Raw genomic sequence first — 14,620 nt, forward strand, 5'->3', positions numbered from 1 at the left:
ATGATATCTAGTGATTGTAATAATATCAATGTAATAGATAGACGCGGACTTATTTTGCGTTCTTTGCAAAATGAGGACGCAAAGGTTTTAAATGGTTGTTCCAACCAAACGGAACCTTTATCGTTACTGTTGATATTAGGCGTTATCCTTACGTGATACTACTGATAAGATAGACAAGATAATGTAAAAATAGTCATGAGCCTTACAGCGACAAGCGTTTGACTGTGTTTTCTGCTTGGACGTAAAAGGCAGGTAATTCGTCGATTTCGGGACGTAAAAGGCAGGTAATTTTTTTTGAGGAGAAGAAAAGGAGCAGATATGATTATGACGACAGATTTCAGAGAACGAATTAGAAACTACCAAAACAGTGGCGATAGATTAGTAATTGATGAAATTTTGTACGGAGCTACCTTTGATTTTATGAACGATCCAACGCGCCAGCATATGCAGATTGGAGATAAGTTAAAGGTAACAATCGATTTACCACGCCATGAGTATTATATTTCATATCACATTCGCGCGCTACGCGATTTCGCTTTGTCAAAATATCGAGGAGAGCGACAAAATGTTGAGACAAGGGAATTTAGCCGAATACTATCTGTACTAGCGATTGATTACGGAATTGATTTTAAAGGTGAAATCTTACAACACGATGAATGGCAATATTATTATAGACTGACGCCGGAATTAATTGAAAACTTGCGCGAACTAATGCCACGTATCGAGTCAGAAGTTTTCGGCAGCGATTATTATACATTCAAGATGCAATTTAAAAAGTACGAGACTACCATATTAGAACAGTCAGCTAAATTAGCAGAGGCGGAGCGTAAGGTAGAAGTAAATATACTCGAAGCGTTAGAACGAGCATTGAAATATGTAGATGCTTCCCGATCAGAGCGCGAGATTGTTAAATATGTGAATACTGCGTTCTCTACTAAATTCGGAGAGTTAGAACTAGCACGAAATGGTAAACGACGAATTTATCGTAAGGATAGGTATGACACTCTAAGATCGATGCACGTTACATTAAAATTCCCGACAGATTTATATAGAGCGATTTTACCCCAACTTACAGAGAGTAACGTTCATAAACTTACTAAAACTCAACGCGCAGCTGTAGATAAGCTGTATGAAGTAGTAAAGCAAGATAGTGCTGCTGGCGACTTTACCCAATACAGTTGTACTAGGTCCGGAAGTGTAGTAATTACACGCAATTATGCTGCTGAAAAAATAGATATTACTTATGAAAATTTAAGAAAAATGTTATCTCGCATAAAAAAAAGAGTCACAAAATAGCGTATTACTATTCTGTGCCAAGAGGGATAAAACAAGTAAAAAGTTTTCTGTACCAAAGTGCATACAATTCGACTTTTAACGGTCTAGTATATGAAGAAGTAATAATGTGATACTTTAGGGCGACAGTTGGTCTATATAGTGAGGGAGTGCAAGGTAATCGTTAAATGTGTCTAAGTTGTGAACGTGATTTAAAAAAGTTTTATGTTTTAGACGGTTGCAACCAGTATTTTACCCCTTTAGTTATCTATGCCTTATGAAGGGAAGTTTAAGCAACAACCGATATTTTAGAGCAGTTTGTATCATAGATAGTGAGGAAGTAAAAACTTTCGTTCACTAGGTTGTATTTTAGGCGTTTAGTTGGCTATATAGGTGGGGGAAGGACTAACGTTTAGTACCATTTATACAGTTTAGTTATCTATGCTATATGAGGAAGTAAATAACATAAATTCAAGCGGTCCATTCGGGCGGCTTTTTTATTTTGCAAAGTAGTTGAGGAATTTACACAACAATTTTAGAGGTGGTGAGGAAATGTCAAAATTGAACGCAGCTCAAATCAAGTATTATCGTGAGGAATTAGGATTAACACAGAGCGAGTTGTCGAAGGAATTAGGTATTTCAACAACGATGCTAAGCTCGATTGAACGCGGCGACCGTCGCCTCACACCAATGGTCGCAAATAAAGCGTTTCAAAAATTCAATGAATCAAGGCAGCATTTGGCGAAGGTTATCGCTGAACTTGGCGAACTAGCCGACGCTTTACAAAAATAAAAACGGAATCAGGAAAAGGAGAAGATATGATATGACAGCATTATCAGCAGGCAAACAATTAGTACAATTAAACCCAACGACACGACGTAAGGCTATTGCGCAAAAACAAAACTACGTAGTAAAAGACGGAAAGCCTTACAGCTTAGAAACCGGAGAATATTTAGGCGATCTTTTCACTCATGACTTAGTACCAAAAATGACAGAAACCAAGTATCGTGCTATTGAATCAATTCAGGCATTAGGCTCTCACGAAGAAGAAAACGGAGGTTTTGTATTCGCCTTCTTTCAGCAGTCACGAACAATAATTGAACGTTTCCCTTCATTAAATAACGCTGACATTGCTCGGCTAATGTACCTGGGGACATACATCGCTTGGAATACAGGACGATTGCAATACGATAACGGTAAGGTAATCAGTCATGAAGGCTTTGAAAAGTTGACGGGTCTTAGTCGCAAACGTGCTCGTGAACTGTTCAGTCGTTATTGCCAGGAAGGTATCATTTCAGAGTCAGAAGGAGCGCTATACATGAATCCTACTGTCTTTTTCAGAGGAAACATCAAGTCAATTCAATCACACACAGCGGATTTACAACATACACGAATGTTTAAGAAAACAGTACGTGATTTATACGATTTATCAAACGGCAGAACGGTCGGACAGCTTGCGCTAGTCTACTCAGTATTGCCGTTTTTAAATTTCGAAACAAATATCGTTTGTCACAATCCAGATGAAACGGACACGGACCGCCTACAGCCTATGAATGTAGAGCAATTGGCGGAATTACTAGGATATGCGAACGCTGCGAAGCTGAAATCGACAATGAATCGCGTGAAAATTGACGGAAAAGTAGTGTTTGGATTCTTCGAAAACGCGAATGATCGTCGTCAGAAAGGGATCACAGTAAACCCACGCGTAGTATTTGGCGGAAATGGTGAGCAGTTACAAGCAATAAGAACACAATTTAATCAATTTGGAGGAGTTTAGGAATGAAACTAAAACAAACAATTACGCAGGTTGACGTTGCAGAATATGACGTACAAATCGAAATGCCAGATGGAACCATTTATACTAAAACATTCTCACGTAGTAATGCGATTTATCCAGCATTTAAAACCCTCATTCGTATGTTGCAACCTTTTGAGGACGTAGCTTTACACGTCCAAACTAACAGCAGACCTCTTGCTGACGAGTACAATGCAATTCAGCAGAATCCGAACGCGGCTTTATTGAATCACTTGAAGATGGTAATTGCGCGACAAAATCTCGACGTCACAATCGAGTGTGTAGCGTAAATATAAACATTTGAAATGAAAAGGAGCAGATATGAAATGACATTAGAATACCTTCAATTAATCGCAAAACTAGCTTATATCGAAACAAGACTTGCGCTTGCAATGGAAGTAGGTGAGCGCTATGTATAAAAAACTTACTTGCCGTATCTGTAATGAGACCAAAGCAATTGAGCTATTCCGTAGAGATGCGAAAGATAAAAACGGATACCAAAATATCTGCAGAAGCTGTCGTAGTGAACATCGTCGGGTCAATGGAGAAATATATCGAGTAAGAGCTAATGCTTATGCAAAAAGAGCGGGCGATAAAATACCACTCGTGCCATGGGAATATATAGCAAAATTGTTTGAACAAGACTGTGTGTTTTGCGGTGTATCACTCAAGGATGAAGGTGTTATTGCAACGTGTGACCATGTTTTCCCGTTGAAAGACGGCAAGGCGTATGGGGGAGCAAATATTCCTGTAAACGTTCTTCCGGCATGTAAAAAATGTAATGATAAAAAGAATGGACTTTTTGCGATAGAAGCATTCGATAAATATCCCGACCGATTCAAACCGGAACTACTACGTCCGTTCGTTCAGCGTTTTATCGGCAGTCTTATTGGCCGCAAACTAACCGACATTGAAGTCGAGCAAATGATAGGTCACTTACGCGACGAGGCTGTAGAGGTTCGACGTAATGAGGCAAAACAAAAGGCGGTGCAATCCGCTGTCTAATAACCGAGATTTCGAAGCCTGGCGAATACCGGGCTTTTTCATTTTATACGTTGGCGCAGGTCATAACGAGGCTATTCGACGCTTGAAGCAACGAAAAGGTTATAAGGTCATGGCCACGTACACAGACCGTAAAGGAAAGTTACACGCGGTGCAATTCAAGATTCCAGACAATTTACATAGGGGTCTTAAAAATGTACTAAAACGGCTCGAAAACGGCGATTATGAGCCTTCCTAATAAATAAGTCGAGTATATATTTTTAAACGCTAATATCGAAAGAATTGCTTAAATCTATTACCATAGACGGTCAAACGGAAAGGAGTGACGCTAATGCGCTTTGCCTTGCTATCAATCGTCAATTTGCGAGAGGTTCCGTTCATTTCACTATTAATTTACCAAACTGACGAACGTGGCATATCCAATTTAATTGGCGAAATCTCAAAGCCTTATGACGATTTGATCGACTTGCTAGACGATTTATATGCGTATGAAATAAACGAGCTGCAGACAGATAGCAAAGAGTTGTATCGCGACTTAATGAGCGCTCAGTATCCTGTGATCTACCGCAGAGAAGTCGTTGGGACTCGCGAGCAGATTTCTCGAAATGAGGAAATGTTAGTCGAATTATTCGAATTGGACAAGCAAGACGAACAGCCAACGCCTGTTAATCCGACGTGGCGATTGTGGTGTATCGACAAGCTAGAAAAAATTATTCAAATACTAAAAACAAAGGGGATAAAATCAGATGGCAATTAAGACACACGAATTTAAATTATTGCAAGATTACAGAGAAGAAGGCGCTGCACGAGCAGAGAAACACCAGCAGTATCAAACAGACTTAGCAAATGCTCGCACACGTTTAAGTGAGTTGCAGACGCAGTATGAGGTTACGTTTACAGAAAGCGTTAAACAAGGTACAGATGCAACTGCGCAACTCACTAAAATTGACGATGACATCGCACTACAAAAAGAGGTTGTCACACGTCGGGAGCGCGATGCCCGTTTAGCACACGCAGCTATGCCCGAAGGTAAGATTTCGTCTGTAGACGTAGTCAATGAATACGTAGATGTGTTTGTACCAAAAGTTAGAGCGGAGTATGAACCGATTGTCGATGCAAAATTAAAAATGGCGAGGGATTTGCTAATTAGCTGTATTATTGACCATCGCAATGGTGAAGATGCTTACGGATATTTACGTGAAGAAATAGCTGAAATAACTAGAGCAAATCGTAGTCAAGGTAAAACGAGTGAGAGTCCGACAATAGCGCATCCAACAAGTACCGCGGAAGTTATGTGCAGGCAAGGAGTTGTAAATGGAGTGCGTGAAGTAATCAATCAGATTAGTTTATTTACAAACGGCCATAAACCGGATGATTTTAAATATATCGCAGAAGTACCAACAAAGACTAAAGGAGCGAAATAATTATGAGCAAATATAACGAACAAGTAGAAGCATTGCAGGCAAAACAAGCGAAGGGTAAAGGTACTAATTTCCGCGCTTTAGAATTTGGCTTAAAGCAGAAATTGCAAGATGGTACAATTCAGCAACAGGACGTAGCGATCGCATTACAAGTCGCAAGTGCAATTGGTTCGTTAAGTTCGCGTGTTTTATACGCAAACGTTAAACGAGCTGCACAACAAGAGCATGAAACAGAACAAACCGAATAACGCAATATGCAAAGGCATGACGTTTTAATCAAACGTTGTGTCTTTTTTCTATTCAAAGGGGGATATGAAGATGGACGGAAAGCAAATAGTAGCGAAAGCTGGCGGTGCCGTTAACTATATCGACAAGCACAATTTTAAAGTTGATGCTGATTACATTCGATATGCTAACGACATCAAGCCTTTATTATTACAGGTTGTAGTAAGAAATCCTCAATGGTCATTAGCTGCAGGCAAAATATTAGAGGCGCTCACACTAGCGATCAAACAAGTAGAGGGACAAGATGTCCTCGAGGAATTTAAACGTGTGTGCAAAGAGTTTGATTCTGTTATTAGCGCAATGAACGGTGGTGGCTCGTAATGTCTGCGGAATTTACTTTCGACTTATCTCAACTTGAACGAGCATTAAGGGAATCGCCAGATGCGGTCGGTACGGCATTGCTAAACGGGCTTACAGACGTCAAAAACGATTGGAAAGCTGAATCCGTTGATGCTGCGCCGTTAGATACAAGCAATTTACGTAGGCAGATAACTGCGGAAGTATTCACGGAAGGTAACGGATCTGGCGTTGAGATTAGTGCAAACGCAACACGCGGATCAAGGCGATTTAACTACGCCTATTACATCCACGAAGAAAATGCAGGCGGTAAAAACGTTAGCGGTGAGAAGAAATTCCTCGATAAGCCAGCGCAAGAAAATCAACAGAAGTGGATGGAGTGGATCGAAGGAGAAATCGAATCCGAACTTAGAAGGGTGGGATGGTAGTCTATGGAACTTTCTGCCGTATTTCGTGTTCGCGATCGCGGGACAGCTCAGTTACGCCGGATTACGAGGATGTTGGAGCAGGTGGATCGTGCAAGTCGCTCAACTAGCGTAAGCATAAACGATATGGGAGCGTCCATATCCAACGTTGCGAAGAAGACGTCCTTATTGACGACGGGAATTGCAGGATTAGGAGCCGCAACTGGACCGGCGATTGCTGGAGTAGGAGCGCTGTCAGCGTCATTTGCCGCCGCAGGACTCGGTGCTGCAGCCTTTGGGGCAGTTGCTGTATCGTCACTCGGCGACATATTCGAAGCTTCTAAAGAAGTGGAGAAAATCGAAGAAAAACTTGCGAAGGCAGATAGCGCCAAAGAGCGAATAGCGGCTCAAAAGGAATTATCAGCGCTATATGCTGACATGTCAAAAGCACAACAAGGTGCGTTAAAGGATTTGCAGAAGTTTAAAGAATTTTGGTCGGGATTTACAAAGAAATTCGAGGAACCTGTATTTGCAGCCTTCAGTTCAGGACTACAAATTACACAAAAAATATTAAACGGACTTGCACCGACAATAAAGAATGTGTCTGACGTAGTTGTTGAGCTGATGCAAGGCTTTAATAAATCGATTGATGGCGGTGGATTGAAAGAGTTCTTTGATTGGCTAAACACCTACGCAGCAAAAAGCTTTAAGAACTTTTTAACTATCACCGGTAACACATTCACTGGCGTCTTTAATCTATTCAGAGCATTCGCGCCACTAGGAACCAGCATAGAAAACGGACTAGTTGGCATGACTCAGAAATTTAAGCAGTGGTCAGCAAGTTTAAGCGGGTCAAAAGGATTTCAAAGTTTCATAGAATATGCGAAAACGAACGGACCTGTACTCTTAGACATCTTAGGTAACGTTTGGTCAGTAGTTGTGGATGTTGTCAAGGCGTTAGCTCCTCTTGGCTCCGTCATACTTAGCGTAATTAGCAAGCTGACTGGCGTGTTAGCCAATCTGATACCTACAGTCACTGAGTTCGCTTCTAGCATTTTAAGTAAATGGGGCTCCGTTCCAGGCGTCATAAACGGAATCATAACCAAAGTATCGGAATTATGGTCCGCATTTAAGCAAAATGGTGCAGGGGGATTAGTCGATTCAATCCTTGGTAAAGGTTCGTTCGAATCGATTAAAACGAAATTTGAAGAATTCAAGGCGTACTTTGCCGAAAAGATAGCGCAATTTGGACCGATTTTTGAGCAACTAAAAACAGCGTTCTCTCAAGCGTGGTCTACAGTGTCTGACATATTGTCTAACGCATGGCTAATTATAGAGCCGATTCTTAGCGGACTGTGGAACAATATCCAAGTGTTAGGCGACATAGCGATGATTGTTTTTAACAACGTAATTGCGCCAGCTATTTCGTTCCTAGTTCAACTATTCTCGACTTTATGGTCGATAGCACAGCCAATTCTTACTGCACTTTCTTTAGGATTCGAGGCATTATCCGCAGTAATGAAATGGATGTGGGACAATATCTTAGCGCCACTTGTCGACTTCATTTTTACCGGCGTCAAAAATGCGTTTGAAACGTTTTCCGGAGTATTATCGACTGTACAAGGTTGGTTTGAAACGTTAAGTGGCTGGATAAACACGGCTTACGGATACGTAAAAGACTTTATCGGATATATTGGCAAGGTCAAATTACCGTCTTGGATTACAAAAGGGGTTAGCTCGACAGTATCGTTTGTTGGAAATTTAATAGGCGCTGGCGACGGTAAGGGATCGCCCGCAAAATCTAATTATCATGGACTCGACTCGGTGCCATATGACGGGTATTATGCGAGACTCCATAAGGGTGAACGCATTATGACTGCGAGAGAAAACAAGGAATATTCGCAAGGCAACAGTGGTGGTAACGGTGGTTTCGGAGATATCAATATTTCGATGAACGGAGTAACGATCCGCGAAGAAGCCGACATCCGTAAAATTGCTGACCAATTAGTATCGGGTATTTTACAGAAACGAGGTGTGTCCTGATGAGTGGATTTAAACCGGAAATAGTCAGAGAAGGCGATGGGGTTAGTCGCTTATTAAATGTCATTCAATTTATGGGCTACAATCCTGGAGGCACTATTCACCAAGCGACGGTCGTTAGCGAACACCCTAACTTTAAAGTCCGTATTGATGCCGATACCATCGACGTCGGTGACGAAATTATCATATGCAACCCGCAACTAAAGCAACACAGTGAAACCGTTACTATAAACGGTCAACATGTGACAATCGAGCATGACAATAAGCTAAAAGTGGGAGCTCGAGTGCTACTTTATGAGGTAGAAAGTCAACAGCTACTCTTTTTATTATCGTTGTCAGATGAATAACAAACGGGCAGGTATCGGCTTTTATAGCGGTGCTTGCTCGTCTTTTTTTATGCCTAATTGCGTAAGAACTCCGATTTCAAATGATAGCAATCGGAAGTAACGCAAAACTGACGCATTAAATAGAAGAAACTCCAAATACATAGTTCCGATTATGTCCGATTTTAACGCATTCTCGACGCTAGCTAATCAGAGCATATCGGAGCATATCGCGATTTAATCGGGCAGATGACGGATTTGCACGCACCCTTAAAACACTTTGATTCTCGACGCTTATCACCGTTTGACAATCGGCATAATCCGTCACATTACTTTATAAAAGTGCGTTAGTTTTGAGTTGCATATAATAGAAGAAAGTCGTAATGGTTACGATTTATACAAGTGAGATGACGTAATGTTAACGCAGATTACAGCGGGCAGGCAGTCGGATTGGACGGGGCGGTTCCAAACTCGAGGGGTAACGTTATTACCGATAGAGTAAGCTTAAACGGTAACGAAAATGAGTGCTTACAATCGTTGATATGGCGCTATTCTTAAATTACCGTTTGACTGTTACCGTAATCATTGGTACGATATTGGTAACAATAACGGATAAAGGCGGTAATACAATGACAACTTACGGTTATGTACGTGTATCTACAGTTGAGCAGAACGAGGCTCGTCAGCTTGTGACAATGAAGGAGCTAGGAGTTGAGCGTAAGAATGTATACGTCGATAAAGCGTCGGGGAAGGATACGAACCGTCCGCAATATCAAGAGTTACGCAGCACGATACAAAGTGGCGACTTAATCTATATGGACGACTTGGATCGATTGGGGCGCTCATATGACGATGTAATTGACGAGTGGAAATACATTACACGTAAGGTAGGCGCGGATATCGTTATAACTTCCAACGCGGAGCTATTCGATAGTAGACGGTTTAAGTCTATGGGGGACATCGGTAAGCTATTAGAGGATCAATTCCTATCGATGCTGGCATATGTTGCGGAGCAGGAGCGTAAGAAGAATAAGCGTCGTCAACGTGAAGGAATTGAAATTGCTAAAGCCAAAGGAAAGTTTAAAGGACGTAAAACGAAGTTAGTTGAAGGCGGAGAAGAAGAAGTTAGACGCAACGCAATCATTAAGGATTATCAAGACGGCGTTTCAATTGCTGACATTCGCAAGACTTACAAAGTTGGAACGGGAACAATTTATCGACTGCTTGAACGTGAAGGAATTAAACGATAACAAATCGATCAATGAACGAATTAAACCTCGTTTGTTGGTCGTTCTTTTTTTGCGTTGAAAGTGCGTGACCCCCAAGACCCTCGATTCTGAATGGCGCTTTCTGCTGCTCTGACCTTGCGAGCAACTTTTTTTCATTTGGGGGTTATAAAAGGAAAAATAATTAATAAGTAGAATAAATAGGTAGGAGGGATGTAAATGCTATCCATTTTTAAGAAGAAACCAGGCGGAATTATCCGTCATTTAAAGTTAGAGAAATTTTATAGTACGTTATCCGAGCCGGAAATCGAGGAAATTAAAGACTCGCTAGCTCACCCGTATCAACTATCGAACAGACCGTATGTGCGTGACGATTTCGATAAAGGGAATCGCACTTATAGTGGGAGTGCCTCGCAGTTTTTAGAAGGCTTGTCTGAGGGCTTATCGCCTGATCTTCGTAAACGAGTCCTAATTGAGGCTATAAAACGCGCTACGAATTCTGTGGACAAGCATTTTTCTCGAACAAAACTCGCAGAGACGGCGTACAAAGACGGAGATTTCGATGAGTGTGAGCGATATTGCCTTGATGTGATTAACGAATTGGACTTAAATGCGTTTAAAGATGCGAGAGTAGTAGCATTTAGTAGGCTCGCTATTATGTACGAAAAGCAAGGGCGGATACAAGATGCAATAAATATATCGGAGAAGGCACTAAGATTAGGACAACGTGACGGTACTAAAGGTGGCTATGAAGGTCGCATCGAGAAACTAAAACGTAAAGCAAGTAAAATGAAATAACCTTAAACGTTATAAATTACAGAAAACGTAATTAACGCAGTAGTGACGCGGGTTTACAAGGGTTGCGTATTTTAATTGGGTGGTGTATAGTTCGAATTGTTAACGAGAAACTACCGACCATATTGCGCGCGTGTTTGGGAAGAATGGGGACACAATCTATGGATGAAAAATTAATTAATCAGACAGAATTAGCGAAGATGTTAGGTGTAAGTATATCGACTATTGCTAGGTACAGAGAAACGTTTCAATATTTTCTCGGTACATTCTCGCAACCTATGGGAAATAGTGTTCTATTTAATGAATTGGAAGTCGATGCTATGACGTATGCTAAACATAGAGTATCCGGTACCGTTTTTATGAGAGACGCAGTTAAAAGGCTATAAAGAAGTTTTACGATATAGACGTTCAAGATGTGGGTTGTGAAAATTGTGCGATGTTAGAAAGTGAAATCGCTCATAAAGATGAAGTGATAAGGCAGCAACATGCGTTACTTTCAACGTTAACAGCCAGGTCTATTAAATAGTTACTTGCGGTTCTAGTACGTCTACATATATAATGTAAGAAAGTAATCTATCGTTTTAATAATACGTAAGTGTTGCAAAATACGTCGTATTCAAATATCGATAAAAAATACGTACAGTAGGCGTTCATGCTTACGAATAGTATACCGTTCAATTCACCATCGATAATCCAAATGCAATCGCATCATGCGGCTGTGGCACGTCTTTCAAAACAGCAAAACGTGAAGGTACACCTGAGATTTGTGATTAATTAGCGTTTATCTAAAAGTATTGGATGTATTAAGAATCGGTATAACACAATTCCAAAAATAGATAATAACAACCCTAAATTAGGCTAAAAAGGGTTGTGAATAATGAGCTTCTTTGATTTGTCATGTTGCAATACATGATAAATGAGGGAGGCTTTTTTAACTTTAATTGATTGAAAGTTGAAGGGTAAGTCCTTCATTAAATTATAATATGGTCACATTACATCAATAAAAGTTTATAATTTCTTTTCAAAGAAGGTTAAAGATAATTGTTCATTTACTGTAACTTCTTTAGTTTTTTCAAAGCCATTCTTTAGATAGAATGTAACTGCAGGAGTGTTTTTCGAACCAGTTGCCACTTCTACTTTTTTAACATCAAAATTACTTATTACGAAATTTAAAAGAAGCTGGGCAATTCCTTTTCTAAAATGGTTCGGGTGTACAATTAATCTGTGTATATCAGCAATATTGCCATCTACTACTTTTAATGATATTGCGCCACAAAGCTCTGTATTTTCATAATAACCAAAGAAAGTTTCTTCGCATTTTTGTAATGTATCAACGGTGTCTTTCAATGGAGGTATTTCATAGTAGCCGATTATTTTAGCTTCTACTTCATAAGATGGTATTTGAATAGATAATACTTCTTTAGCGTTATTTCTATTACTAATGTCAATAAATTTAATCAATGTAACCCCTCCATTCTATTATTTCCCTAAATTTCCGCTGGTTTTTTATAACAGAATATTAATTATATTGAAAATTATAACATGGCATATTGCGAATTGGTATCAATATAGTAAATGTGCAACAATTGAGATTGAACGTTATAGACAACGAAATGATGAACCGACTAAATTCACACTGTTAGGATTGATAATCCATCAAAACATCAATAAACGTTGATATAACAACATTTTTAAACAATCGCTAACAAGTGGTGGCTTCACCATCGACAATCCAAATGCAATTGTATCATGCGACAAGTCTTTCAAAATGGCGAAACGTGAAGGGACACCTGAGATTTGTGAGTAAACATAAATAAATTCCCCCTTTAGTTTTGGCTCTAAATAATCAGCTTCTTTGATTTATGATGTTGTAAAACAGTGTGAATGAGGGAGGCTTTTTTTTGACCTGATGGGAATATAGTTAATGTGGTAAGTGTCGATTATTTATTATTTTTAAATTAAATAGTAAAGGAGTTGAACCACCATTCGCAAATTTATCGTAACGTCAGGGGCTGTTATTTTAAATAAACAAAATAAAATACTTTTGAAAAAGGATCCTTTTAGAGGATGGGAATTACCAGGTGGCTGTGTAGAAACAAATGAAACAATTAAAGAAACGGTTATTAGAGAAGTAAAAGAGGAAACTGGTATTGAAGTCGAAGTTATTAAATTTTGTGGTGTTTCACATGAAATAAAAAATAGTATTTGCAATCTGTGGTGGTTAGGAACTCCTATTGGCGGGGAGCTACAAACGAGTTGTGAAAGTTTAGAGGTCGGATTTTTTGATGTTGAGGAAGCGTTGTTATTAATAGAAAATGAAGATTTTAAACACGAAGTATTACATTGTTTAAATTGTGGAGTAGAACCTTTTTATATTTCTTTTTGAATATAAACTTCATTTAATATGAAATAAGCCACGATTATTTTTTCTAATCGTGGCTTATTAATGCACTAACAATTCACAGTCAGCAAAGTTTTGTTAATACATAATCATAAATTTCATCTGATGATTTATCAAGAGCTATGGAAAACTCTGAAAAAATGTTGTCTTGCAAAGATTGCAGTAATTTCTCTTCTTGGTTAGGGAATTTTTTTTCAGTAACGCTATATTCGAGCTTTTTTCGTAATAATGTGTTTAAAAGGTTTGCTTGTTTTTGGCGATTACCGGATTTAATTATTTCTAGATAAAATCTCAATCGATGAGTGCTTTGTTCAATCCATTCCACGCCAGGTGATGTGAATGAATGTAAAATTTTGAGTGCTTCTTCTTTTTTAATAATGCCTCTAAGCTGTTTTTTGGAATTGTCAATTGGGGTACGAATGATTAATTGTGGTTCATTTAGTGGTTGTAAAACGTAATAAGATTTTGTAATATCGTTAAAAGTTTGTTCACAAATATCTTCAATAGAACAAAGTCCATGTGATGAATAAATGACTACATCGCCAACATTATACATGTATATTCCCTCCAACAAACTTTTTTGTCAACTTAGTTGACTAAAGTAATTGTAAGCAATTCAAAGATATTTGTCAACTTGATTGACGATTACTGTTGTTTTTTTGTATATTAATAACAAAAAATATGGAATGAGGGTGATCTAGCTGAAGGACGAATTGAAGAGTCGAGATGTCATTGATTTGTTGAGCGAACGTCACGAACTACTTCGACGACTTGTTGAAGAGAAGTGGAATAAACATCATAATATTTATATTTCAAACTCAGAATGGTGTATTTTGGGAAGAGTATATAAAAAGGAACTTATGATTTCTGAGGTAGCTAAGGATGTTGATTTTTCAAGACAAGCAACCCATAAATTTATTAAAAGTTTGGAAGCAAAAGGATTAGTCAAGGTTATCAATGTCGAACATAGTAAAAAACATAAAGCAATTCAAATGACTGAATTGGGTCAAGACTGTTTTGAAAAGAACGAATATTATAAAGCTGTGATTGTACAACAGCTGATCAATACTATTGGAGAAGATCAAGTGACCAAATTAAAAAAAATATTAAAGCTTAATTGGAATATGGAGCATCTGAAAGCATAAGATTCGTTGGATTTAGTGATACAAACGAGTATATGAATGAAAAAAGTAATACACTATTTTTGGCAATTAGACCAAATACCGCTATAAAAAAGTTAGCCAGCCTCTCTCGTCCTATACGAAAGAGGCTCTTTGTGGCAAGGATATGAACTGCCGAGCATAGAAAATGGGTTGTTATAATATTGATATAGAAGGGAATCTAGGTGGGGAATCGAAA

19 protein-coding genes and 2 pseudogenes are annotated in these 14,620 nt (G+C 39.0%); 19 read left to right on the forward strand and 2 right to left on the reverse strand.

Annotation, left to right across the window (positions count from 1 at the left end):
* Nucleotides 1-324 precede the first annotated feature (324 nt).
* The 16 genes and pseudogenes from ACB089_RS04685 to ACB089_RS04760 all read left to right on the forward strand — a co-directional run.
* On the forward strand, nucleotides 325-1,296 hold the full coding sequence (locus tag ACB089_RS04685; RefSeq protein ID WP_374965500.1) for a hypothetical protein: 972 nt from the start codon (nucleotides 325-327) through the stop codon (nucleotides 1,294-1,296).
* Nucleotides 1,297-1,824: 528 nt separating this feature from the next.
* Nucleotides 1,825-2,064, forward strand: a complete 240-nt coding sequence (locus ACB089_RS04690) for a helix-turn-helix transcriptional regulator (RefSeq protein ID WP_374965501.1) — start codon at nucleotides 1,825-1,827, stop codon at nucleotides 2,062-2,064.
* 31 nt (nucleotides 2,065-2,095) lie between these two features.
* A complete protein-coding gene (locus tag ACB089_RS04695) occupies nucleotides 2,096-3,049 on the forward strand; it encodes a hypothetical protein (RefSeq protein WP_374965502.1) in 954 nt (317 codons plus the stop codon).
* A gap of 2 nt (nucleotides 3,050-3,051) precedes the next feature.
* Nucleotides 3,052-3,357, forward strand: coding sequence for a hypothetical protein (locus ACB089_RS04700; RefSeq protein WP_374965503.1), 306 nt, complete (start codon nucleotides 3,052-3,054; stop codon nucleotides 3,355-3,357).
* A 121-nt stretch (nucleotides 3,358-3,478) separates the two neighbouring features.
* Nucleotides 3,479-4,072 carry an HNH endonuclease gene (locus ACB089_RS04705; protein ID WP_374965504.1) on the forward strand — a complete coding sequence of 198 codons (594 nt, stop codon included), beginning with the start codon at nucleotides 3,479-3,481 and terminating at the stop codon, nucleotides 4,070-4,072.
* A 328-nt stretch (nucleotides 4,073-4,400) separates the two neighbouring features.
* Entirely contained in the window at nucleotides 4,401-4,826 is a 426-nt protein-coding gene (locus ACB089_RS04710; protein ID WP_374965505.1) for a hypothetical protein, read from the forward strand.
* Nucleotides 4,816-5,493 (forward strand): hypothetical protein, encoded by a 678-nt coding sequence (locus ACB089_RS04715; RefSeq protein WP_374965506.1) that lies wholly within the window; start codon nucleotides 4,816-4,818, stop codon nucleotides 5,491-5,493. Before ACB089_RS04710 ends, ACB089_RS04715 begins: the two co-directional genes overlap by 11 nt.
* Before the next feature lie 2 nt (nucleotides 5,494-5,495).
* The gene (locus ACB089_RS04720; protein ID WP_374965507.1) at nucleotides 5,496-5,738 is read left to right on the forward strand and encodes a hypothetical protein; all 243 of its coding nucleotides are present in this window, start codon (nucleotides 5,496-5,498) and stop codon (nucleotides 5,736-5,738) included.
* Nucleotides 5,739-5,808: 70 nt separating this feature from the next.
* On the forward strand, nucleotides 5,809-6,096 hold the full coding sequence (locus ACB089_RS04725; protein WP_374965508.1) for a hypothetical protein: 288 nt from the start codon (nucleotides 5,809-5,811) through the stop codon (nucleotides 6,094-6,096).
* A complete protein-coding gene (locus ACB089_RS04730) occupies nucleotides 6,096-6,500 on the forward strand; it encodes a hypothetical protein (protein WP_374965509.1) in 405 nt (134 codons plus the stop codon). Before ACB089_RS04725 ends, ACB089_RS04730 begins: the two co-directional genes overlap by 1 nt.
* Before the next feature lie 81 nt (nucleotides 6,501-6,581).
* On the forward strand, nucleotides 6,582-8,519 hold the full coding sequence (locus tag ACB089_RS04735; protein ID WP_374965510.1) for a hypothetical protein: 1,938 nt from the start codon (nucleotides 6,582-6,584) through the stop codon (nucleotides 8,517-8,519).
* On the forward strand, nucleotides 8,519-8,863 hold the full coding sequence (locus ACB089_RS04740) for a DUF2577 family protein (protein WP_374965511.1): 345 nt from the start codon (nucleotides 8,519-8,521) through the stop codon (nucleotides 8,861-8,863). The genes ACB089_RS04735 and ACB089_RS04740 overlap by 1 nt, the downstream gene beginning before the upstream one ends.
* A gap of 605 nt (nucleotides 8,864-9,468) precedes the next feature.
* Entirely contained in the window at nucleotides 9,469-10,089 is a 621-nt protein-coding gene (locus ACB089_RS04745; RefSeq protein ID WP_374967511.1) for a recombinase family protein, read from the forward strand.
* A 195-nt stretch (nucleotides 10,090-10,284) separates the two neighbouring features.
* Complete coding sequence (locus ACB089_RS04750; protein WP_374965512.1) at nucleotides 10,285-10,863, forward strand: tetratricopeptide repeat protein; 579 nt, start codon at nucleotides 10,285-10,287, stop codon at nucleotides 10,861-10,863.
* A gap of 158 nt (nucleotides 10,864-11,021) precedes the next feature.
* The gene (locus ACB089_RS04755) at nucleotides 11,022-11,246 is read left to right on the forward strand and encodes a helix-turn-helix transcriptional regulator (RefSeq protein ID WP_374965513.1); all 225 of its coding nucleotides are present in this window, start codon (nucleotides 11,022-11,024) and stop codon (nucleotides 11,244-11,246) included.
* Nucleotides 11,247-11,538: 292 nt separating this feature from the next.
* A pseudogene (locus ACB089_RS04760) lies at nucleotides 11,539-11,634 on the forward strand (iron-sulfur cluster assembly accessory protein); the annotation flags it as partial.
* Nucleotides 11,635-11,868: 234 nt separating this feature from the next.
* Here ACB089_RS04760 and ACB089_RS04765 read toward each other — a convergent pair.
* Complete coding sequence (locus ACB089_RS04765; protein ID WP_374965514.1) at nucleotides 11,869-12,321, reverse strand: GNAT family N-acetyltransferase; 453 nt, start codon at nucleotides 12,319-12,321, stop codon at nucleotides 11,869-11,871.
* A 229-nt stretch (nucleotides 12,322-12,550) separates the two neighbouring features.
* Between ACB089_RS04765 and ACB089_RS04770 the strand changes: the two are divergent.
* Together ACB089_RS04770 and ACB089_RS04775 are read left to right on the forward strand one after the other, a co-directional pair.
* Nucleotides 12,551-12,667 (forward strand): annotated as a pseudogene (locus tag ACB089_RS04770) (iron-sulfur cluster assembly accessory protein); the annotation flags it as partial.
* Between the two features lie 189 nt (nucleotides 12,668-12,856).
* On the forward strand, nucleotides 12,857-13,246 hold the full coding sequence (locus tag ACB089_RS04775) for an NUDIX hydrolase (RefSeq protein WP_374967512.1): 390 nt from the start codon (nucleotides 12,857-12,859) through the stop codon (nucleotides 13,244-13,246).
* Nucleotides 13,247-13,325: 79 nt separating this feature from the next.
* Here the strand turns inward: ACB089_RS04775 and ACB089_RS04780 are convergent, their stop codons facing one another.
* Complete coding sequence (locus ACB089_RS04780; RefSeq protein ID WP_374965515.1) at nucleotides 13,326-13,817, reverse strand: CarD family transcriptional regulator; 492 nt, start codon at nucleotides 13,815-13,817, stop codon at nucleotides 13,326-13,328.
* A 157-nt stretch (nucleotides 13,818-13,974) separates the two neighbouring features.
* Here ACB089_RS04780 and ACB089_RS04785 point away from each other — a divergent pair, with 157 nt between their 5' ends.
* A complete protein-coding gene (locus tag ACB089_RS04785; protein WP_374965516.1) occupies nucleotides 13,975-14,406 on the forward strand; it encodes a MarR family winged helix-turn-helix transcriptional regulator in 432 nt (143 codons plus the stop codon).
* Nucleotides 14,407-14,620 lie beyond the last annotated feature (214 nt).

It is taken from the genome of Lysinibacillus sp. RS10, assembly GCF_041956855.1.
Taxonomy (GTDB): Bacteria; Bacillota; Bacilli; order Bacillales_A; family Planococcaceae; genus Lysinibacillus; species Lysinibacillus xylanilyticus_A.

Excerpts from the sequence above, each read along its gene's own strand:
- ACB089_RS04780 (WP_374965515.1), bottom strand. The coding sequence starts at position 13,817 with ATGTATAATGTTGGCGATGTAGTCATTTATTCATCACATGGACTTTGT.
- ACB089_RS04725 (WP_374965508.1), top strand. The coding sequence starts at position 5,809 with ATGGACGGAAAGCAAATAGTAGCGAAAGCTGGCGGTGCCGTTAACTAT.
- ACB089_RS04695 (WP_374965502.1), top strand. The coding sequence starts at position 2,096 with ATGACAGCATTATCAGCAGGCAAACAATTAGTACAATTAAACCCAACG.
- ACB089_RS04685 (WP_374965500.1), top strand. The coding sequence starts at position 325 with ATGACGACAGATTTCAGAGAACGAATTAGAAACTACCAAAACAGTGGC.
- ACB089_RS04730 (WP_374965509.1), top strand. The coding sequence starts at position 6,096 with ATGTCTGCGGAATTTACTTTCGACTTATCTCAACTTGAACGAGCATTA.
- ACB089_RS04690 (WP_374965501.1), top strand. The coding sequence starts at position 1,825 with ATGTCAAAATTGAACGCAGCTCAAATCAAGTATTATCGTGAGGAATTA.
- ACB089_RS04710 (WP_374965505.1), top strand. The coding sequence starts at position 4,401 with ATGCGCTTTGCCTTGCTATCAATCGTCAATTTGCGAGAGGTTCCGTTC.
- ACB089_RS04750 (WP_374965512.1), top strand. The coding sequence starts at position 10,285 with ATGCTATCCATTTTTAAGAAGAAACCAGGCGGAATTATCCGTCATTTA.
- ACB089_RS04715 (WP_374965506.1), top strand. The coding sequence starts at position 4,816 with ATGGCAATTAAGACACACGAATTTAAATTATTGCAAGATTACAGAGAA.
- ACB089_RS04745 (WP_374967511.1), top strand. The coding sequence starts at position 9,469 with ATGACAACTTACGGTTATGTACGTGTATCTACAGTTGAGCAGAACGAG.
- ACB089_RS04755 (WP_374965513.1), top strand. The coding sequence starts at position 11,022 with ATGGATGAAAAATTAATTAATCAGACAGAATTAGCGAAGATGTTAGGT.
- ACB089_RS04720 (WP_374965507.1), top strand. The coding sequence starts at position 5,496 with ATGAGCAAATATAACGAACAAGTAGAAGCATTGCAGGCAAAACAAGCG.
- ACB089_RS04705 (WP_374965504.1), top strand. The coding sequence starts at position 3,479 with ATGTATAAAAAACTTACTTGCCGTATCTGTAATGAGACCAAAGCAATT.
- ACB089_RS04700 (WP_374965503.1), top strand. The coding sequence starts at position 3,052 with ATGAAACTAAAACAAACAATTACGCAGGTTGACGTTGCAGAATATGAC.
- ACB089_RS04740 (WP_374965511.1), top strand. The coding sequence starts at position 8,519 with ATGAGTGGATTTAAACCGGAAATAGTCAGAGAAGGCGATGGGGTTAGT.